This window comes from Cupriavidus oxalaticus (assembly GCF_038900635.1).
Lineage (GTDB): Bacteria > Pseudomonadota > Gammaproteobacteria > Burkholderiales > Burkholderiaceae > Cupriavidus > Cupriavidus oxalaticus_B.
Window position 1 is genome coordinate 97,587 of the sequence record NZ_JAYMRX010000019.1, and the last position, 20,037, is coordinate 117,623.

Annotated in this window: 20 protein-coding genes; 7 read left to right on the top strand and 13 right to left on the bottom strand. The window is 69.7% G+C overall.

The features are described 5' to 3' along the window. Positions 1-86 precede the first annotated feature (86 nt). The 3 genes from VSR71_RS25340 to VSR71_RS25350 are packed head-to-tail and all read left to right on the top strand — an operon-like array spanning position 87 to position 2,368. The gene (locus VSR71_RS25340) at positions 87-1,220 is read left to right on the top strand and encodes a cytochrome P450 (RefSeq protein ID WP_342916530.1); all 1,134 of its coding nucleotides are present in this window, start codon (positions 87-89) and stop codon (positions 1,218-1,220) included. 25 nt (positions 1,221-1,245) lie between these two features. Then, a complete protein-coding gene (locus tag VSR71_RS25345) occupies positions 1,246-1,602 on the top strand; it encodes an antibiotic biosynthesis monooxygenase (RefSeq protein WP_342916531.1) in 357 nt (118 codons plus the stop codon). A 10-nt stretch (positions 1,603-1,612) separates the two neighbouring features. Beyond that, complete coding sequence (locus VSR71_RS25350) at positions 1,613-2,368, top strand: sulfite exporter TauE/SafE family protein (RefSeq protein ID WP_342916532.1); 756 nt, start codon at positions 1,613-1,615, stop codon at positions 2,366-2,368. A gap of 305 nt (positions 2,369-2,673) precedes the next feature. Here VSR71_RS25350 and VSR71_RS25355 read toward each other — a convergent pair whose 3' ends face one another. Together VSR71_RS25355 and VSR71_RS25360 are read right to left on the bottom strand one after the other, a co-directional pair. Then, positions 2,674-3,423 carry a carbonic anhydrase family protein gene (locus tag VSR71_RS25355; RefSeq protein ID WP_342916533.1) on the bottom strand — a complete coding sequence of 250 codons (750 nt, stop codon included), beginning with the start codon at positions 3,421-3,423 and terminating at the stop codon, positions 2,674-2,676. 316 nt (positions 3,424-3,739) lie between these two features. Next, a complete protein-coding gene (locus VSR71_RS25360) occupies positions 3,740-3,940 on the bottom strand; it encodes a DUF3606 domain-containing protein (RefSeq protein ID WP_342916534.1) in 201 nt (66 codons plus the stop codon). 152 nt (positions 3,941-4,092) lie between these two features. Between VSR71_RS25360 and VSR71_RS25365 the strand changes: the two genes are divergently transcribed. Beyond that, a complete protein-coding gene (locus tag VSR71_RS25365) occupies positions 4,093-5,193 on the top strand; it encodes an extracellular catalytic domain type 1 short-chain-length polyhydroxyalkanoate depolymerase (RefSeq protein WP_342916535.1) in 1,101 nt (366 codons plus the stop codon). Between the two features lie 16 nt (positions 5,194-5,209). Here the strand turns inward: VSR71_RS25365 and VSR71_RS25370 are convergent, their stop codons facing one another. Both VSR71_RS25370 and VSR71_RS25375 read right to left on the bottom strand, forming a co-directional pair. Then, positions 5,210-5,527 (bottom strand): 2Fe-2S iron-sulfur cluster-binding protein, encoded by a 318-nt coding sequence (locus VSR71_RS25370; RefSeq protein ID WP_342916536.1) that lies wholly within the window; start codon positions 5,525-5,527, stop codon positions 5,210-5,212. Further along, on the bottom strand, positions 5,520-6,137 hold the full coding sequence (locus VSR71_RS25375) for a YigZ family protein (RefSeq protein WP_342916537.1): 618 nt from the start codon (positions 6,135-6,137) through the stop codon (positions 5,520-5,522). The genes VSR71_RS25370 and VSR71_RS25375 overlap by 8 nt, the downstream gene beginning before the upstream one ends. A gap of 271 nt (positions 6,138-6,408) precedes the next feature. Between VSR71_RS25375 and VSR71_RS25380 the strand changes: the two genes are divergently transcribed. Both VSR71_RS25380 and VSR71_RS25385 read left to right on the top strand, forming a co-directional pair. Next, on the top strand, positions 6,409-8,397 hold the full coding sequence (locus VSR71_RS25380) for a PhoX family protein (RefSeq protein WP_342916538.1): 1,989 nt from the start codon (positions 6,409-6,411) through the stop codon (positions 8,395-8,397). A gap of 125 nt (positions 8,398-8,522) precedes the next feature. Next, on the top strand, positions 8,523-9,140 hold the full coding sequence (locus VSR71_RS25385; RefSeq protein WP_342916539.1) for a DUF938 domain-containing protein: 618 nt from the start codon (positions 8,523-8,525) through the stop codon (positions 9,138-9,140). Between the two features lie 18 nt (positions 9,141-9,158). Here the strand turns inward: VSR71_RS25385 and VSR71_RS25390 are convergent, their stop codons facing one another. Further along, a complete protein-coding gene (locus VSR71_RS25390) occupies positions 9,159-9,923 on the bottom strand; it encodes a sulfite exporter TauE/SafE family protein (protein WP_342916540.1) in 765 nt (254 codons plus the stop codon). 219 nt (positions 9,924-10,142) lie between these two features. Here VSR71_RS25390 and cysK point away from each other — a divergent pair, with 219 nt between their 5' ends. Continuing rightward, the gene (cysK, locus tag VSR71_RS25395; RefSeq protein WP_342916541.1) at positions 10,143-11,060 is read left to right on the top strand and encodes a cysteine synthase A; all 918 of its coding nucleotides are present in this window, start codon (positions 10,143-10,145) and stop codon (positions 11,058-11,060) included. A gap of 51 nt (positions 11,061-11,111) precedes the next feature. Here the strand turns inward: cysK and VSR71_RS25400 are convergent, their stop codons facing one another. The 8 genes from VSR71_RS25400 to fliF form a co-directional block, all read right to left on the bottom strand. After that, positions 11,112-11,600 (bottom strand): GFA family protein, encoded by a 489-nt coding sequence (locus VSR71_RS25400; protein WP_209756117.1) that lies wholly within the window; start codon positions 11,598-11,600, stop codon positions 11,112-11,114. Positions 11,601-11,691: 91 nt separating this feature from the next. Continuing rightward, positions 11,692-12,354, bottom strand: a complete 663-nt coding sequence (gene alkB, locus VSR71_RS25405) for a DNA oxidative demethylase AlkB (RefSeq protein WP_342916542.1) — start codon at positions 12,352-12,354, stop codon at positions 11,692-11,694. A 441-nt stretch (positions 12,355-12,795) separates the two neighbouring features. Beyond that, the gene (locus VSR71_RS25410) at positions 12,796-14,244 is read right to left on the bottom strand and encodes a flagellar hook-length control protein FliK (RefSeq protein WP_342916543.1); all 1,449 of its coding nucleotides are present in this window, start codon (positions 14,242-14,244) and stop codon (positions 12,796-12,798) included. A 36-nt stretch (positions 14,245-14,280) separates the two neighbouring features. Further along, positions 14,281-14,733, bottom strand: coding sequence for a flagellar export protein FliJ (gene fliJ / locus VSR71_RS25415; RefSeq protein ID WP_342916544.1), 453 nt, complete (start codon positions 14,731-14,733; stop codon positions 14,281-14,283). Beyond that, complete coding sequence (gene fliI, locus VSR71_RS25420; protein WP_342916545.1) at positions 14,711-16,207, bottom strand: flagellar protein export ATPase FliI; 1,497 nt, start codon at positions 16,205-16,207, stop codon at positions 14,711-14,713. The genes fliJ and fliI overlap by 23 nt, the downstream gene beginning before the upstream one ends. Next, positions 16,200-17,030: a flagellar assembly protein FliH gene (gene fliH / locus VSR71_RS25425; RefSeq protein ID WP_342916546.1), complete on the bottom strand. Its 831-nt coding sequence runs from the start codon at positions 17,028-17,030 to the stop codon at positions 16,200-16,202. Before fliH ends, fliI begins: the two co-directional genes overlap by 8 nt. Further along, entirely contained in the window at positions 17,017-18,039 is a 1,023-nt protein-coding gene (gene fliG, locus VSR71_RS25430) for a flagellar motor switch protein FliG (protein ID WP_209770992.1), read from the bottom strand. The genes fliH and fliG overlap by 14 nt, the downstream gene beginning before the upstream one ends. Further along, complete coding sequence (fliF, locus tag VSR71_RS25435) at positions 18,026-19,771, bottom strand: flagellar basal-body MS-ring/collar protein FliF (protein WP_342916547.1); 1,746 nt, start codon at positions 19,769-19,771, stop codon at positions 18,026-18,028. The genes fliG and fliF overlap by 14 nt, the downstream gene beginning before the upstream one ends. Positions 19,772-20,037: the final 266 nt, after the last annotated feature.

A 20,037-nucleotide genomic window follows, 5' to 3' on the forward strand; every position in this document is an offset into this window, starting at 1 on the left:
CGGCAATCCATCTTTCACGTTGCCGTGAAGCGTCCGCCCCCGCGCACGCGGCAAACTGGCGGCATATCCAGTCCCCATGTGCCGCCATGCTGCCTGCCACCGTATCCGATGCGGATGATGCGATCGACCCGCTCAGCGCCGTCACGCACCCCGATCCCTACCCCTACTACCGCGAGCTGGCGACGCAGCGGCCGTTCTTCCGCGACCAGCGGCTCGGCCTGTGGGTCGCGGCCGGCGCGCACGAAGTCGCAGCGGTGCTGTCCCATGCCGAGTGCCGCGTACGCCCGCCCGCGCAGCCGGTGCCGCCGGCACTGGCAGGCACACCTGCCGGCGATCTGTTCGGCCGGCTGATCCGCATGAACGACGGTGCCGCGCACGCGCCGCTGAAAGGGTTGCTGATGCCGCTGCTGGCCGCCATCGATCCGTCCGCAGCCGCGCACCGTGCGGCAGCGCTGGCGGCACTGCTGGACGGCAACACGGCAATGTCCGCCGGGCGCGTCAATGGCTTCCTGTTCACGCTGCCGGTAGTGACGCTGGCCGACATGCTCGGCCTGCCGGTCGCCGAGGATCGCGACATGGCCGTGGCCGTCGCCGGCCATGTCGCAGCGTTTGCCGCGGCGCAGTCGCCGCTGGCCGATGCGAACGCCGTGCACGCCGGCGCCGACGCCGCGCAATGGCTCGGCAGCTGGCTCGCCGATGCAGTACCGGCGGCAGGCGCGTTGCCGTCGCTGCGCCAGGCCGCGCATGCCGCGGGCATCGATGCGCAAGCGGTGTCGGCCAACATCATCGGCTTGCTGGTGCAGGCCTGCGAAGCCACCGCCGCGCTGGCAGGCAATACACTGCTGCATCTCGGCCGTGGCACGGTGCCGGCCGGTGCCGCGCCGGAAGAACTGGCCGCGCAGGTGGCGGTGTCGGATCCGCCGGTGCAGAATACGCGCCGCTTCCTCGCTGCCGATGCACGCCTGTGCGGCCACGACGTCAAGGCTGGGGACGCGGTACTGGTGCTGCTCGCCGCGGCTTCCTGCACTGGCATGGCGGATGGCAAGCGCCCATGGACCTTCGGCCACGGCCGCCACGCGTGCCCCGGCGACCGGCTGGCGCTGGCGCTCGCCGGCGCCACGGTCCGGGCGGCGCTGGCACGCGGCGCCGATCCGGCCGCACTGGCGCGCGCGTTCCGCTATCGTCCCTCGCTGAACGCGCGCATCCCGCATTTCTGCTGAGACCACTATCCACGGAGAAGCCCCCATGATCGCCATCATCTTCGAAGTCGAGCCCGCGCCGGGCCGCCGCGATACCTACCTCGATATCGCCGCAAGGCTGCGTAGCGAACTGGAAAGCATCGACGGCTTTATCTCGGTCGAACGATTCCAGAGCCTGGTCAACCCGGGCAAGGTACTGTCGTTGTCGTTCTTCCGCGACGAGGCCGCCGTACTGGCCTGGCGCAATACCGTGGCGCACCGCGAGGCACAGGCCGCGGGCCGCGGCGGCGTGTTCGCCGACTACCGGTTGCGCGTGGCGCAAGTGCTGCGCGACTACGGCATGCACGAGCGCGACGAAGCCCCCGCCGACAGCCGCGCGGTGCACGACCACAAGCCCGGCTGAGGGAGTTGCGATGACGATGGAAGCAATCGGCACGCAGGCTGCCTTTATCGGCCTGATCTTCCTGCTGGCCGGCTTTGTCAAAGGCGTGGTGGGCCTGGGCCTGCCCACCGTCGCGGTGGGTCTGCTCGGGCTGGTGATGCCGCCGGCGCAGGCCGCGGCACTGCTGGTGGCGCCGTCGATGGTGACCAACGTGGTGCAGCTGTTCAGCGGTCCGCGCTTCGGCCAGCTGGTCCTTCGGCTATGGCCGATGCTGGCGGCGATCTGCGCCGGCACGTGGCTGTGCGCGGCGCTGGTGCCGGCGGGGATGACGACCCACGCCACCTCGGCGCTTGGCGTGGCGCTGGTCCTGTATGCGGTGGTCGGACTGGCAGCGGTCAGGTTGCACGTGCCGCCGGCGGCAGAGGCCTGGCTCGGCCCAGTGGTCGGCCTGGCGACCGGCGCGATCACCGCGGTGACCGGCGTGTTCGTGATTCCCGCCGTGCCTTACCTGCAAGGGCTGGGGCTCGAAAAGGAAAACCTGGTGCAGGCGCTGGGGCTGTCCTTCACGTTATCGACCATTGCGCTGGCGGTCAGCCTGGCGCTGGGCGGATCGCTGCTGCATACGCCCGTGCTTGGCGCTTCATTGCTGGCGCTGGTGCCCGCGCTTGGCGGCATGTTCATCGGGCAATGGCTCAGGCATCGCATCAGTGCGGAGCGCTTCCGCAAGCTGTTTTTCTGCGGGCTGCTGGTGCTGGGCGGCGAGTTGGCGATGCGCGGATTTTCCTGACCGCAGGCCGTTCCCCATTCCCATGCCGTCGGTTTGCTCCCCTCTCCCGCTTGCGGGAGAGGGGCAGGGGGTGAGGGCAGGCGGTCGCTATGCCTATGCTTGACTTCGTCGACGCCCCCGCCCTCACCCCGGCCCTCTCCCGCAAGCGGGAGAGGGAGCACACAAGCGGTCAGGCAAAGGGCATGGGTGCGCGCACGGCCCTCACCGTCCCCGCCTCCCATACCGCCTGTTTTCTCCCCTCTCCCGCTTGCGGGAGAGGGAACACACAAGCGGTCAGGCAACGGGCATGGGTACGCGCACGGCCCTCACCGTCCCGCCTGCACCACCCGCCCATTCAGCGGCTGCACCGGCCGCGCGTTCATCCGGTAGAGCTTGCGGAACGCAGCCAGCTGCGCCGCCGAAATCTCCACCGGGGTCTTTAATACCTGCCACTTCACATCCTCGCTGCAAGGCGGCGTGGTCAGCGAGCCGGTGAACGCCCAGTACGACTGCTGCGCAGGCAGCAGCGCCGCCACGTCAATCGGCGCACGCAGCTCGCGCGATTCGCCGGCCTTGGCCGGCAGGTTGGCAAAGACCGGCTGCAGCGCCGCATTCTCGCGCCCGGTCTTGAACAGCACTGCCACCACCGCCAGCTTGCCTTCCGCGTTCTGGTGCACCAGGTGCGCCACCAGCGGATAGGCCTTGCCGTTGATCTTCTCCTCGCTCGGCGCATGGAAGTGGAACTGCAGCAGCTTGTACGCCGCGCCGTCGAACTCCGCCTGCCCGCCCGCAGGCAGGTTGACCTGGATGGTATGGCCGGTGTTGACCACGGATGCCTGCGTCGCGGTGTAGCCAAAGCCGATCGGCTTCAGGTCCGCGCTCACGGCCTTGGCGGTGCGGATATCGATGGGCGACTGGTGCTTGCCCAGCGCGCAGGTCTTGTAGCCGGCGTCGAGCTCGCCCCAATGGCTGGCGCCGGTCGGTCCGGCGTAGCTCCAGTGGGTGTCGTTGCCGGCCCAGGCAGCAGGGGCGAGCAGGGCTGCGCAGATGGCGATGGCCTGCAGCTTGATGGTCATGTCGATGCGTCCTTGTGTAGGTTGACCCCCATGGTCTCGGAACTCCCGCGTTGGCCGGTCTGCTGCCAGGCCTGACCCGGGCCCAAAATCATGCAGCAAAACGCGCCCCACGCGAACACAGCATTACTGAATTCCGGTCTGCACTGCGCTTATTCCGGGTATGCGGCTGACGCTGGCGCACTGCCAGCAATGGGACGGGTCGGGGTATTCGAGGCGCACGATCCGCGCCTGCGCCGGCTGATCGACGGCGCGGCCCCGGACCGGCAGGCGAAGTCATGACAGGCACGGCCGGCATGCTCCGGCCGTGCCTGCGGCTTCAGTGGGGCGGGGTGCCCGGCTGGCTTGACTCCAGCTGGTCCCGTACCGCGGCGATATGGTCGCCGGCGGCATCGACGGCCGCTTCGAGATCCTGCTCGCTGCAGTGAAGCTCGCGGCACCAGTACTGCACTTCAAGCGGATCCATCAGGTTAATGCGGCCCGGATCCAAGGGCCTGAACTGGCTCGTTGCATCGATCATGCTCGCCTCCTGTCCGTGCCTCGGCGCGACACGACCCTTGCATTGTAGGCAGTGATCGCGATCGCGTTGCATGCAATGCCGAAGCTGTGCGCCATGCCATGCACGCTGCTCGGCATATGATGCACGGGTTACCCACGCCGACAGGACGCCGCATGCCCCGCTCTACCGGTGCAAAGCTCTGGTCCACGCTGAACAAGACCGCCACGCGCAATGCCCGCCGCATACAGCGCGAGCTCAACCGCAACATCACCAAGCCGATGACCGAGGCCTTCGTGCGCAACGCGGTGAAGCAATCCGCTGCAATCACCGCGGCCACGAAGCGCGCGCTGTCCGGCGTGGTATCGCCGGCCGAGCCGCCGCGCAGCCGCGGCAGCGGGCGCTGGGAGGAGGGCAGCTGGGGCGCCGGGCCGCTCGCGCCGCGGCGCTATCGCATCTTCGTGCCGGCGGGCGCCAATGGCCGGCGCCGCGCACCGATGCTGGTGTTGCTGCACGGCTGCGGGCAGGACACCGCCAGCTTCGCCGCGGTCACGCGCGCCGCCGCCGTGGCGCGCGAGGCGGGCTGGGTGGTGCTGCTGCCCGAGCAGAGTTCGCAGGCGAACGCGCAGCGCTGCTGGAACTGGTTCAAGCCCGCCGGGCAGGGCGCAGTGGAAGCCGGCCTGCTGATGGCGCTGATCGAGCAGGCATGCCGCATGCATCCGGTTGCGGCGAATCGCGTCAGTGTGCTCGGCCTGTCAGCGGGCGGGGCGATGGCATTGACGCTCGGCCTGCGCTATCCCGTGCGCTTCGCGGCGGTCGGTTCGCATTCCGGTGCAGTGCCGTGGAGCGCCACCAACGCGGCGCAGGCAACACGCGCGATGCGCGGCCAGCGCGGTCCCGACGCGCAGGCCGTCCACGCGCTGCGCCTTGGCCTTGCCGGCCGGCGCCCGCCGCCGCTGTTGCTGATGCATGGCGATGCCGACGCCATGGTCGATTTCAGCAATGCCACCGCGGCGGCGGCGCTGTGGATGCACTTGCAGCCCGAAGGCGCGCACCCGCTCGCTGTTGTGCCGGCGCGGCGCGTCCAGCGCGGCATGCGGCGTGCGGTCGACGTGTTCGACTGGACCGAGGGCAAGGCGCCCTACCTGCGGCTGGTGCGGGTCGAAGGGCTGGGCCACGCGTGGAGTGGCGGGGCAGGGGGGCATGCATTCTCGGATCCGGCGGGGCCGGATGGGTTGAAGCTGGCGTTGCGGTTTTTTCTGGCGGTCGGGGCGTGAGGCGCGTCGGGGCGCGTCACCCCAGCGACACCGGCTCGATTACCACATCGCTGACCGCGCAAGCCACGCACGGCAGGATCAGCCCTTCCTCTTTCTCATCCAGGCTCAGCCCAGGCCACTCGATCCGGTAGCGGATCGATCCGGCATGCAGCCGGCTGGCACAGGCGCGGCAGGTGCCGTTGCGGCAGGAGTTGGGCAGCGACACGCCGTCCAGCAAGGCGGCTTCGAGCAGGCTCAGTGCAGCCGGGGCGGCAAAAGCCTGGCCACCCGGCAGCACCCGCGCGGTGAATTCGCCGTCGGTGTCAGCCACGACGGACGCCTGGCGTTCATCCATGGGATTCGTCCTGTGCCTGCGGAAACTGGGCGCGTCCGTGGGTGGCGTCGCGCAAGGCATCGCGTGCCGCGTCCACTTGCGCGGCAGGAAGGCGCAGCACCAGCGTGGCCAGCGCGCCGTAGGCGGTATCGGCCAGCGTGCAGCCGTGCCGGGCGGCCTGCTCGATCCAGCGGCGCACGCGTGGCTCGTCGGCATAGTCGATCGATATCGTCAGCGTGGCGTAGGCGATGCGCTCGATGCGTTCGGCCGACTTCAGCGCGGCGGCGATGGCATCGGTGTAAGCGCGCACCAACCCGCCGGCGCCCAGCTTGACGCCGCCGTAGTAGCGCACCACCGCGGCCAGCACGCCGTCGAGGTCGTGGTGGCGCAGCACTTCCAGGATCGGCCGGCCGGCTGTGCCGGAAGGTTCGCCGTCGTCAGACATGCCCGACGCGCCGCCGGCGAGCAGCGCCCAGCACACATGGGTAGCGGTGGGGTGTTCCGCGCGCAGCGCCTGCAGCGCGGCCATGGCCGCGTCGCGGTCGGCCACCGGCAAGGCCAGGGCCAGGAAACGGCTCTTGCGGATTTCGATTTCGGCCTGGACGGGGTGGGCAAGCGTGTAGGTCGGCAAGCGGGAAGGGCGGAAAAGCTGGAAAAAACTGTGCGGTGCGGTCGCGGACAGAAGCGGGAAGTGTACCGCAGCGGATCAGCCACCTCCGGCAGCGCCACCGTGCGAAGTGTCGCATCGTCAACTTACTGTCACAAATGCGCCCTACGATCTGCGGCGTCGGGCGCAATGCCGCCCGCCGCCCGCCTGTGCCAACAGGTGCCCGGCCCGCCCGCGTGGCCGGCGCGATCAAGCAGTCAAAAAACCAGATCCATCCCTTTCCCCGGATAAAACCATGCAACAACGACCTGATGCTGGCCGCCGCAAGGCCCTGAAACTGCTGGCGGGCGCGCCGATGCTTCCGTTTGGCCTGGCTTCCACCGGCCTGCTGGCCGGCTGCGGCGGCAGCGACGATGCCGTGGCGGCACCTGCACCCGCCCCGGCGCCTGGCGCCACCTTCACCACGGCCGAGTTCATCCCCATGAGCGCGCCCACGCTGGCGGATCCCGCCGCAATGGCGACCACCACCGTGGGCTCGAGCCTCAAGGTGTCCTTCAGCGACGGCAGCAGCACCACCTACAAGCTGGCTTACCAGCCGTTCTTCGTTACCGGCGACACGCTGCCGGACGGCAAGGGCGGCACCATCGTCGCCGGCGGCTACTACAACATCAACAACCAGCCGATCCTGGACAGCTCCGTGGCCGGCAAGGAACGCCAGTTCTTCTCCGACGCACCGGACGGCAGCTCGCTGCTGACGCTGGCCAACCCGACCGTGCCCGGCGTCAAAGGCAACACCGTGTTCGCGGTGGTGCAGTTCGAGTACACCTCGCGCAACCAGAACAACACCAGCATGTACGGCCTGCTGCCGTCGCCGATCGCCGTGGTGACGCTGGACCAGGATCCCGCCACCGGCAAGCTGACCCCGGTGAAGTACCACAACGTCGATACCTCCGGCGTCAATGGCCTGTGGATCACCTGCGGCGCGAGCCTGTCGCCGTGGAACACCCACCTGTCGAGCGAAGAGTACGAAACCGACCTGAAGGACGCCAACGCCGTCACGCAACTGCAGGGCTATAGCCAGAACCTGTACGGTGACCCCGCCCGGGCCAATGCCTACAACTACGGCCACCTGCCCGAAGTGACGGTCAACCCCGACGGCACCGGCACCATCAAGAAGCACTACTGCCTGGGCCGCATCTCGCACGAACTGGTGCAGGTCATGCCCGACGAGCGCACCGTGCTGATGGGCGACGATGCCACCAACGGCGGCCTGTTCATGTTTATCGCCGACAAGGCGCGCGACCTCTCCAGCGGCTCGCTGTACGTGGGCAAGTGGCAGCAGACCTCGGGCGCCGGCCCGGGCAGCGCCACGCTGTCGTGGATCAAGCTGGGCAGCGCCACCAGTGCCGAGATCCGCGCGCTGGTCGATGGCGGCATCAAGCTGGCCGACATCATGGACGTGCAGACCGTCAACCCGAACGACAGCAGCTACACCCGCATCATCTACAACGGCAAGGCCAACTGGATCAAGCTGGTGCCGGGCATGGAAAAGGCCGCGGCCTACCTGGAAACCCACCGCTACGCCGCGCTGGTCGGCGGCAGCCTGGGCTTCACCAAGATGGAAGGCACCACGGTCAACATCAAGGACAAGAAGGCCTACTCGGCGATGTCGCGCATCGAGTCGAGCATGCTCACCGGCAACGCCGCCAACCAGGGCGACATCCAGGTCGAAGGTCCGTACTCCGGCGCCGTCTATGAGCTGAACCTGAAAGGCGGCCAGGCCGACAAGAGCGGCAACGCCATCAACAGCGAATGGGTGCCGGTCGACATGGCCGCGGTGCCGGCGCTGGTCAGCGAAGACCTTGGCGGCGGCAAGATGAAGCAGCAGGATGCGCTCGGCAACTTCGCCAACCCGGACAAGGTTGCCACCCCCGACAACCTCAAGTTCTCGGAGAAGCTGCGCACGCTGTTCGTCGGCGAGGACAGCAACACCCACGTCAACAACTTCCTGTGGGCCTACAACGTCGACACCAAGGTGCTCAGCCGCGTGCTGTCGTGCCCGGCCGGCGCCGAGTCGACCGGGCTGCATGCGGTGGACGAGATCAACGGCTGGACCTACGTGATGAGCAACTTCCAGCACGTGGGCGACTGGGAATCGCCGCTGCACGACAAGGTCAAGCCTGCGCTCGATCCGCTGGTGCGCGCCAACTACAAGGACCGCTTCGGCGCGGCGGTGGGGTACCTGACCGGTGATCCGACAGGCGTGAAGCTGTCGAAGGCCTGACGGCAAGCGGTCGCTGTGGATTGAAGGCGGCGGCGATTCGCCGCCGCCATTGCATCCCGGTCCGCGCAGACTCTGCTACGCTAGCCGTTCATCCGGCAAACGAGCCGGCAAACGAGCCAGCCGCCATGACCGACCAGACCCACGACCCCGACGCACGCCGCATGGCGCCCGCCACTGAGCGCAATCGCGAGCCCATCCTCGCGGTGCTGCGCAATGTGCTGCCCGCCAGCGGCACGGTCCTGGAAATCGCCAGCGGCACTGGCCAGCACGCGGTGCACTTTGCCGCGGCGTTGCCCGGTCTGACCTGGCAGCCAAGCGATCCAGACCGTGCCGCGCGCGAATCGATCGCAGCATGGACCGCGCATGCGGGACTGGCCAATGTGCGCGCGCCGCTGGATCTTGACGTGTGCCGCCAGCCGTGGGGCATCGATGCCGCCGATGCGGTGGTCTGCATCAACATGCTCCATATCTCGCCGTGGGCCGCGGCCGAGGCGCTGTTCGCAGGCGCCGGCAAGCTGCTGAAGCCGGGCGGCGTGCTCTACCTGTATGGTCCCTATCGCCGCGGCGGCGCGCATACCGCGCCGAGCAATGCCGCCTTCGACACACAGCTGCGCGCCGCGGACGCCGACTGGGGCGTGCGCGACATGGAAGACGTGGTTGCGCTGGGCGCCGCGCAGGGATTGCGCTGCGACGAGCCGGTGCCGATGCCGGCGAACAACTTCAGCCTGGTGTTCCGCAAATAGCCGGATTGCGCGGTGCTGTCAGCCGCGCACCAGCATCACGATGGCCGTGGCGATCAGGCACACGGCAAACAGGGCGCGCAGGCGCCGCTCGGGCAGCCGGTGCGCCAGCGCCACGCCCCATGAGATCGTCAGCATGCCGCCCAGCGACAGCGGAATGCCGCTGCCCCAGTCGACATGCCCGGCGTGGGCATACGTGCCCAGCGCCACCACCGCGCCGGGCGTCACCAGGGCAAGCGCGAGTCCCTGCGCCGCGGCCTGGCGTAGCCCGAACAGCCCCACCAGCGCCGGCGCCGCCACCACGCCGCCGCCCACGCTGAAAAAACCGGAAAAGGCGCCACCGACCACGCCGACCAGCGGCATCCAGCGCGGCGACACCCGCGCCTGCTGCACCGTGGCCGCGCGCCCCGGCAGCAGCCGCCACAGGAAGTACAGTGCCAGCCCGATCATGAAGACCGCGAAAATGCGCCGCAGCAGCTGCGCGTCCATTGCGGTGGCCGCGCGTGCCGACAGCCAGGTGGCCAGCACCGCCGACAAGCCCAGCACCAGCGCTGTGCGCAGGGCGATGTCGGCACGCTTGCGGTATTGCCAGAAGCCGATCAGCACATTGGGTGCGATCATCACCAGCGCGGTGCCTTGCGCCAGTTGCTGGCCCATGCCGTAGATCAGGCCCAGTGCCGGGATCGCGATCAGCCCGCCGCCGATGCCGAACAGCCCACCCACCGCGCCGAGCACACCGCCAAGGCCAAAGATCAGGAGCGAGGACAGCAGGGAATGGTCAGGCATCGGAGGGGCAGGCTAAGGCAGGGCAGGGGCAATGCGGGACGTGAATGCGGCGGAGCGGAAAGCCGGAAGCGCGAAAGCGGAAAGCCGGATGCGCTGCGGGCGACATCATACGCGACAGGGCCCGCGGGTGCTTTGCACTAAAATCGTCATTCATTTCGATCCAGCGGCGCCGGCTGCCTGCCAGGGCGTTGCCGCGCCGCGCCCGCCACGGAGAACACGATGAAGGTCCAGAACATCCTGCAGACGATCGGCAATACCCCGCATATCCGCATCAACCGCCTGTTCGGCAGCGGGCACGAAGTCTGGATCAAGTCCGAGCGCAGCAATCCGGGCGCCTCGATCAAGGACCGCATCGCGCTGTCGATGGTCGAGGACGCCGAGCGCCGCGGCGTGCTCAAGCCGGGCGGCACCATCATCGAGCCGACCTCCGGCAACACCGGCATCGGCCTGGCAATGGTGGCCGCGGTCAAGGGCTACAAGCTGGTGCTGGTGATGCCGGACAGCATGTCGATCGAGCGCCGCCGGCTGATGCTGGCCTATGGCGCCAGCTTCGACCTGACCCCGCGCGAGAAGGGCATGAAGGGCGCGATCGCGCGTGCCGAGGAACTGGTCGCCGCCACCCCCGGCGCCTGGATGCCGCAGCAGTTCGACAACCCCGCCAACGTCGATGTGCACATGCGCACCACCGCGCAGGAGATCCTGAACGACTTCCCCGAAGGGCTCGATGTGCTGATCACCGGCGTCGGCACCGGCGGCCACCTGACCGGCTGCGCCCGGGTGCTGAAGGACAAGTGGCCGCAGCTCAAGGTCTTCGGCGTCGAGCCGGTGGCCTCGCCGGTGATCTCCGGCGGCGCGCCGGCACCGCACCCGATCCAGGGCATCGGCGCGGGCTTTATCCCCGGTAACCTCGATACCGCGCTGCTCGACGGCGTGATCCAGGTCGATGCCGAACCCGCGCGCGAGATGGCCCGCCGCTGCGCGCGCGAGGAAGGCATCCTGGTCGGCATCTCGTCCGGAGCGACGCTGGCCGCGATCGCGCAGAAGCTGCCGGAGCTGCCGGCCAATGCGCGCGTGCTGGGCTTCAACTACGACACCGGCGAACGCTACCTGACGGTGGAAGGCTTCCTGCCGGCCTGAGGCCGCTGACAGGCGGCGACGCCGCGCCAGACGCTCGGGGGATGCGCGCCGTCAGCGCGAGGACAGGCCGTGGCGCTTGTGCCAGTCGGCCAGCGACTCCTCCGGCCAGGTGTCGCAGTGCACATGGCCTTTGCCCTTGGGCACATCGACCCAGGGCGCGGCGGATTCCAGCGAGGCTTCCACTACCTCGGGCGGGCGCGGCAACGGCGTGTCGATGGCCGATGCATGCGGATACACCAGCTCCGGCCAGCGCGGATCCCACAGCCACAGCGCGCTGCCGCACTTCACGCAGAAATGCCGCTGTGCGGGCGAACGCCGCGCGCGCTTGCCCGGCTCGCGCATCACCGCGTGGTAGATGCCCAGGTTCTTGCGCCCGCGCACCTGCAGCGTGGCGGCATCGCCGCCGATATTGATGGCATAGCCGCCGCCGCCGGCGGTCTTGCGGCAGATCGAGCAATGGCAGTGCATGTACGGGCAGGGCGAGTCCGACTCGAGCGAGAAATGGACGGCGCCGCAATGGCAGGAGCCTTCGAGATGCATGGTGGGATCCTTTGCGCGTTGGTGTTTCCTGCAGTCCCTTGACTGTAGAAAATCCCGCACAAAGTGCAAAACCAGCCGCGCCAGGCCCCCGCTACAGCGCCTTGCGGAAAGTCAGGTTGACGCGGGCGCGTCCGAGCAGCGGATGGTCGCCGTCTGCCAGCGGTGCCACGCCGTGAAAGGCCAGCCGCGACGGACCGCCCCACACCACCACGTCGCCATGCGCCAGCCGCACGCGCTGCGGCCGCTCCGCGCGGCGCATGCCGCCGAACAGGAACACCGCTGGCAAGCCCAGCGAGACCGATACGATCGGCGCGCCGAAATCGCGTTCATCGCGGTCCTGGTGCAGCGACAGGCGTGTGCCGGGCACATAGCGGTTGACCAGGCAGGCATCGGGCGCGAAGCCGGCAAAGCCGGCTTGCGCCGCCGCTTCAGCCGCCAGCGCGCGCAGTCGCGGCGGCATCGCCGGCCATGGCTGGCCGCTCAGCGGATCGGTGCGGTCATAGCGGTAGCCGCGGGCATCCGAGACCCAGCCCGCATCGCCGCAGTTCGTCATCGCCACCGACATCGTGAGGCCGCCGGGCGTCACCATGTGGCGCAGCGGGGCGGCGGCAATGACCGCCTGCACGTCGGCAAGCAGGGCCCCGGCATCCGCCCGCGCCAGGCCGCGCAGCACCACCGCGCCGTCGGCCAGGGGCTCGGGCACGGGGTTGGCCGGGGCAGGGCCGTCGAGGTTGTCGAAGAGGTCGAAGGTCATGGCTTGGACCGGACGCGTCAGGCGACCGTCAGTTCCAGTCTAGCGGCAATGCGTCAAATACGGGGCTTCGCCGATTTGGGGAACGGTGACGAACTGTGCTTTCGGCACTGCCGTGGCACGAACGTGCTGATGCGCGCTCCCTCTCCCGCTTGCGGGAGAGGGTTGGGGAGAGGGCCGGCATGTCCACGAAGTGAAGTGCTGCACTTCGTTGATGCTCCGGCCCTCTCCCCCGGCCCCTCTCCCGCAAGCGGGCGAGGGGAGAAAGCAGGCGGAAAAATGTAGCGTCGAGGCCGGCAAAACGCCCCCACCAAGGCCCCCGGCTAATCGGCGATGAACCCTAATATGGTGGCCGCTTGACTCCCTCGACCGCCCTTGTCCATCAACAAAAATGCCGCCTGAAACGGCGGCCCTTTTTGTCAGCGGAAGTGCGGATTGCCCGGATCAGGCGAACGTATCGATCTCCCCGCGCGCCAGCACTCGCGCAGGCCGGACCACCGGTTCCGCCGATGCGGCGGTCTCGGTGCCAGCCAGCGTCCCCGTGCCGAAGGCCGGTTGCCCGCGTCCGTTGCCCGATGCCTGCTGTTGTTGCTGCCCGTTGCCGGCCTGGTTGGCAAAACCATCCGCGCCGACCGACGTCTGTCCCAGCTGGATACCGTTCTCTGACAGCGCGGTGCGCAGGTGCGGCAGCGCTGCTTCCACCGCGGCGCGTACCGCCTGGTGGGGCGAGACGAACTGGGCCTGGGCCTGGTCGTTGACCACGTTGAGCACGACCTTCAGCGGGCCGAGGTCGGGCGGGTTCAGTTGCAGCTCGGCGCTCTGCGAGCCTTGCGTGCTGAGGCGGATCATCTGCTGGCCGAGCGCCTGCGGCCACTGGCTGTCGTACAGCGCGGGGGCGACCATCGGGCGAGCGGCCGCGGCCGCGGCAGCCGCCGGGGCCTGTGCCGTGTGCTGGCTGGCGAGCGTGGCGGCCAGGGCTGGCGTGTCGTCGGTGCTGGCCGCGGTGGTGGCCTGGGTGGTGGCCTCGGTGGCGCGTGCCGCGGCTTGCGCGGCGGCGAACGATGCAGTGGCCGGGCGCCCGTCGCCGGTGCCATTGGCGGCGGCAAGCGGATCGGCGCGATGCTGGCCGATGCCGCTGTCGGACTGCCCGCCGGCGTGGCCCTGCTGCGCGGGCATGCCGGCGGCCGGCACGGATTGCGCGAGGGCAGCGGCGGACCTGGCGTCGGTGGCGGCCGGCGTACTGGCCTGCATCGCGGCACGTTGCGAGGCGATGGTGGCGAGCGTGTCGGCGACAGAAGGCTGGGCCGGCGCGACTTCTGCGGCTACGACCTGCAGCGTGGCGGGCAATGCGGCGTCGCCGCGCAGCGCCGGTGCCGGGGTGCTGGCTGCGTCGGCAGCCGCCGGCTGCGCGGCGGCGGCCAGCGCGGCTTGCAGGGCAGCGCTTCGGCCTGCGTCGGCGGCTGAGCCGACCGCTGCGGCGGCAGTGCCGGCCGCGGCGGTTGCTGCCGCCGCAGGGGCCGTTGCCGGCAGCAGCAACGCCAGTGCCGCGGCGGCTGCTGCGGCCGTGGCGTCGGCTGCCACGGTGCTGTCATCGTCTTCCCTGACCTTGTCGGCGGCGGCCGGCTTGTCCGCTGGCGCCGCCTGCGGCTTGCCGGTGTCGGCGCGCGCCGGCTCCGGTGCTGCCTGCTTCTGGTTCGCGGACTGGTCCTGCGCAGCACCTGCGTCCCGGGGCTTGCTTGCCGGGGTTTGCTGCGGGCTGCTTTCCCGCGCGCGCGTCAGCGCGTCGCCGAAGCCGCCGGTATCGGAGCCGGCGCGCCGGGCGGCGTCGGCCGTGCTGGCAGCCGCCCTGGCGGCATTGGCGGTGGTGCTGACAATCTGGCTGATATCGATCATGTCGTCCTGCTGCGGATGTCCGGTTGCGGTCCGGGCTTAGCCGAGCCGGCTGGCGGTGGTGCGTGCCAGCCGGGCCGCGTATTCGTCATTGGCGCGCTGCTCGCGGCGCGCGGCGATCTGGTCTTCCCTGGCCTCGGCACGCGCGATCAGCGTGTCGAAGGAATTCAGGCGGCGCTTCTGGTGCTGCCAGCGGTTGCGCCCGGCCAGCAGGTCGGCTTCGGCCTTGGCCAGCGCCGCGGTCTGCTGGCGGATGGCGTGGTCGAGCGAGTCGAGGAAGCGCGAGAAGTCCTGCCAGCGGCTCGATGTCATGCCCTCCGCCGCCACGGTCTGCATGCGGGCGCGGTACTCCTGGCGGTATTGCGTCAGCTGGTTCAGCTGCTGCTCCGCCTGCGTGCGCAAGCCCTGCAGCCGGCCGAGTTCGCGCGCGGCGGCGTCGGTATCGTTCTGGGCGAGGTCCGCCAGGGTATTAAGCGGTGAAGGCTTGGCCATGTTCACTCCTGTCGAAGAGGCTGTGCAGCTGGGAGATGGCGTCGTCGTAGCCGGCGCGCAGATGGATGTCCTGCTGCAGGAAGGCTTCCATGCGCGGATGCAGGCGGATGGCGAGATCCAGCTCGGGATCGTTGCCGGGCACGTAGGCGCCTACGCTGATCAGGTCGCGGTTGCGCTGGTAGCGCGACATCAACTGCTTGAAGCGGCGCACCGAGGCGAACTGCTCGTTCGGGATCAGCGCGGTCATGGCGCGGCTGATGGATGCCTCGACATCGATGGCGGGGTAGTGCCCCGACTCGGCCAGGCTGCGCGACAGCACGATATGGCCGTCCAGGATCGCGCGCGCCGAATCTGCGATCGGGTCCTGCTGGTCGTCGCCCTCGGTCAGCACGGTGTAGAACGCGGTGATCGAGCCGCCCCCCTCGGGGCCGTTGCCGGTGCGCTCGACCAGCGTCGGCAGCTTGGCGAAGACCGATGGCGGATAGCCCTTGGTCGCGGGCGGTTCGCCGATCGCCAGCGCGATCTCGCGCTGCGCCATGGCGTAGCGCGTCAGCGAATCCATGATCAGCAGCACATGCTGGCCCTGGTCGCGGAAATACTCGGCCAGCCGGGTCGCATAGGCGGCGCCCTGCATGCGCAGCAGCGGCGAGCAATCGGCCGGCGCCGCCACCACCACGGAGCGACGGCGGCCCTCCGGGCCCAGGATGTTCTCGATAAACTCTTTCACTTCGCGGCCGCGCTCGCCGATCAGGCCGACCACGATCACGTCGGCGCTGGTGTAGCGCGCCATCATGCCCAGCAGCACGCTCTTGCCCACGCCCGAGCCCGCGAACAGGCCCATGCGCTGGCCGCGCCCCACCGTCAGCATGCCGTTGATGGCACGCACGCCGGTATCGAGCACGGTTTCGATCGGAGCGCGCATCAGCGGGTTGATCTGCTCGCCGGCCAGCGGCACTTCAATCGCCGCGGTCAGCGGGCCGAGGCCATCGAGCGGACGTCCCGCGGCATCGAGCACGCGGCCAAGCAGGCCCGCGCCTACCGGCAGGCGCTTGGAGCCCGGCTCGCGCGGCGCGGTGGTGCCGGCCGGCTGCGGCGACGGCTCCAGCGGATAGACGCGCGCGCCCGGCAGCAGGCCGACCACGTCGGATTGCGGCATCAGGTAGAGGCGGTCGGCGCCGAAGCCCACCACTTCCGCTTCGGCGGTGCGGGGTGCGTTGCTGTCGGCGCTGAACTGCCCGGCAGGCAGCTCGATCAGGCAGTCGCTGCCCACCGGCAGGCGCAGGCCCACGGCTTCGAGCACGAGGCCCGCGGCGCGCGTCAGGCGGCCGCAGCTGCGTTTGCTGTCGAGTCCGGCAATACCGGCCGATGCCGTTTCGAGCGCGCCGATCCAGCGTTGCGCATGCTGCCCCGCTGCGCCAGCCGGCGCGGCTGGTGCGACGGATTGTGCCACGGCTTGAGCGGCGGCCTCAGTCATGCGGCGGCTCCCACGGATCGTCGCGGCCCAGCGCCTTGACCACGCGCGTCCAGCGCGTGGCCAGCGTGGCGTCGCGCTCGCCGCTGGCGGCGCTGGCGATGCAGCCGCCGCGCGCCACCGTCGGATCCGGACGCACGGTCCAGCCCGCGGCTTCGAGTTCGCCTTGCAGGTGCGTCTCGACCAGCGCCACGTCGTCGGGATGCAGCAGCACGCTGGGCGAGCCCTGCAGCGCGGGCTCGCTGGCCAGCAGCTCGCGCACGGCGGGCAGCAGCACCGAGGGATCCCCGGCCACCGTGGTGCGCACCAGCTGGCGTGCCACGTCCAGCGCCAGCGTCACCAGCGCGCGCGCGACCTGATCGTCGACGCCCGCCAGCGCGCCCCGGAAATTCGCGGCCAGCGCCTGCAGCTGCGCGGCCTCGTTGCGTGCCGCTTCCAGCCCGCGCGAATAGCCTTCGCGGTGGCCGTCGCCATAGCCCTGGGTCTGTCCCTGCGTGTAGCCCTGCGCATAGCCTTCCTTGCGCGCGCCTTCGCGCATCGCGTCCAGCGCCGCGAAATCGATCGCGGCGATCGGCGGCGGCGCGGGCTCGGCCGGCATGAAGCTGGCCGCCTCGGGCGCGGTATCGCGCGGGTCGAGCGAGCCCATCTGCCAGCGCTGCCACCCGGCGCCGCCACCGCGCGCCCGGCGCGGCGGCTCGAACGGCGCGAAGCCGCCGCCGTGCGCGCCGTCAGGGGGATCGCCCCGCACCGCGCGGCGTGCGTTCAGTGCGTTCGGCGCGTTCTGTGTGTTCAGGCCGCGCTCGGGTAATGCATCAGACATAGGCATCGTCGCCTCCGCCGATCTGGACTTCGCCCGCATCCGCCAGGCGTCTCACCACCTGCAGGATGGCCTTCTGCTCGGCTTCGACCTGCGACACGCGCACCGGGCCGAGCGCATCCAGGTCCTCGCGCAGCATTTCGCCGGCACGCGTGGACATGTTGCGGATGAACTTGTCGCGCAATTCCGACGGCGCGCCCTTGAGCGCGACGATGAGCGACTCGGTGGCGATTTCCTTGAGCACGCGCTGGATGCCGCGGTCGTCGACCTCCAGCAGGTTCTCGAACAGGAACATCTCGTCGATGATCTTCTGCGCCAGGTCCCCGTCGTGCAGGCGCACGCCGTCGATGACCGCCTCTTCGTGCGCGGTGCTCATCAGGTTGATGATCTCCGCCGCGGTGCGCACGCCGCCCATGCGGCTGCGCTTCAGGCTCTGGCCCGCCAGCAGCTTGGTCAGCACGTCGGTCAGCTCCTGCAGCGCGCCCGGCTGCACGCCGCCGAAGGTGGCGATCCGCAGGATCACGTCGTTGCGCAGGCGGTCGGTGAACAGGCCCAGCACCTCCGACGACTTCTGGCGGTCCAGGTGGATCAGGATGGTGGCGATGATCTGCGGGTGCTCGTCGCGGATCAGCTCGGCGATCGAGGTCGCGTCCATCCAGTTGAGCGAGTCGATGCCGCTGCCCGGGTCGCGCGATTCCAGGATGTCCTCGATCACCGACTGCGCGCGCTCCTCGCCCAGCGCCTTGTTCAGCACGCTGCGGATAAAGGCGCTGGAATCGACGTTCAGGGCCAGGTACTGCTCGGTCTCGGCGCGGAACTCGCCCAGCACGTCGGCCATTTCCTCGCGCGTGACCGAGCTGAGCGAAGCCATGGCAGCGCCCAGTTCCTGCACCTCGCGCTGCGACAGGTGCTTGAACACCTCGGCCGCGGCATCCTCGCCGATCGCCATCATCAGGACGGCGCTCTTCTGCAGGCCGCTGGCGGAGACTTCCTTGGAGATGGCCTTAGCGGTTGTCATTGGCAATCCAGTTCTTGATCACGCTGGCGACCAGGCGCGGGTCGCGCTGTGCGGCGTCGCGCACCAGCGCGAGGTCGCTTTCATACTTGGCGGCAAGCCGCAGGACTTCCGGATTGGCGGGCTCTTCCGGCGGCAGCAGCACGGCCTCGGTCTCTTCCCTGGCTTCCGGTGCCGGCAGCGGCGGCGTGGTGTAGCGGCGCAGGAGCGGGCGCGCCACCTTGAACCATGCGAACAGCGCCAGCAGTGCCAGCAGCAGGTAGCCCGCGCCGGTCTTGCCCAAATCGATCATTTCAGGTTGCTTCCACAGCGGGACTTCCGGCGTGACCTCGCGGTCCACGGTGAACGGGCTGTTGACCACGTTGATCGAGTCGCCCCGATCGGACGAAAAGCCCATCGCCTCCTTGGTCAGGTTCTGGATCTGCGCCAGCAACGCCGGCGGCAGCGGCTGCGCCGCCATCTTGCCCTTGGCATCGGCCACCTGGCGGTAGTTCACCACCACCGCCACCGACAGCCGGCGCACGCCGCCCGGCGCCTGCTGCACGTGGCGCACGGTGCGGTCCAGCTCGTAGTTGACGGTGGAGTCGCGGCGGTTGCTGCTCGGGCCGCCGGGGCCGGACTGGCCGTTGGCGCTGCTGGCCTGCGCGCCTTGCGCGGCCTGGCCTTGCTGGCCGGGTTGGCCCGCTTGGCCCGGCTGGCCGGCGGCGGGTGCGCCGGCCTGTCCGGGCGCCTGGCCCGCGCGCGGCGTCTGCGGCGTGGTCACCGGCGCGACCGCCGCAGCGGGCGGCTGGTTCGACAGCGCGCCCGGCACGCCGCCCGGCGGCGTCGCGCCCTGCTGATTCGATTCGCTGACCTGCTGGCTGCGGATAGCCGAGCGGGTGGGATCCTGGTTGGGCTTGTAGCTCTCGTCGGTGTGCTCGACGATGGAGAAGTCCACGTCGGCCGTCACCTGCGCACGCACGTTGTCCTTGCCGAGGATCGGCGCCAGGATCGCCTCGATGCGCTTCAGGTAGTTCTGCTCCAGCGCCTGCACGTACTTGAGCTGGGTGGCGTCGAGCATGCGCTCGTTGCCGGAATTCGACAGCAGGTTGCCATGCTGGTCGACGATCGAGATCGACTTGGGCGTCAGCTCCGGCACGCTGGACGACACCAGGTGGCTGATCGCCGCGACCTGGCCTTCGTCGATGGCGCGGCCCGGGTACAGCTGCAGCACGATCGAGGCGGTGGGCTTCTGGCGCTCGCGCACGAACAGCGTCGGCTTGGGGATCGCCAGATGCACGCGGGCCGACTGCACCGCTGCGATCGATTCGATCGAGCGCGCCAGCTCGCCTTCCAGCCCGCGCTGGTAATTGACCTGCTCGGCAAACTGGCTGATGCCGAACTTCTGGTTGTCCATCAGTTCCATGCCCGCGGTGCCGCTCTTGGGCAGGCCCTGCGAAGCAAGCCGCAGCCGCGTTTCATGGACCTTCTCGGCCGGCACCATCACCGCGCCGCCGCCTTCGGCGAACTTGTACGGCACGTTCATCTGCTGCAGCGACTGCAGCACCGCCCCGCCGTCGCGCTCGGACAGGTTGCTGTACAGCACCTTGTAGTCCGGCGCGCGCGACCACAGCACGCCCACGGCGATGGCGGCGGCAAGCGCCGCGCCGCCCAGCATCAGGGGGAGCTTGGGATTGGCCTTCAGGCGCTCGAGCACCTCGGCCGGCCGGCCCGGCATGGCAACCGCCGCGGTCACGCGCGTGCTCCTGCGCCGGCGCCGCGATGCTCGCGACGGCTCGGGCGGTGATGGCTGCCATGGCCGTCGGCGCGGCTCATGGCGCGGCTGACGGAGCGGCTCACATTACGCTGCAGAGAAAACACGCGTACTCCCGGATCGATGGTTGGTCTGGCAAGTGCCGGGAGGCGACGCTGGGCGATTGCCCGCGCTTGTCCACGCTTGTCCACGCTTGTCCGGCACGGTGGCAATGATCGGCCAGACTTGAGCGGGACAATCCCGCAAAC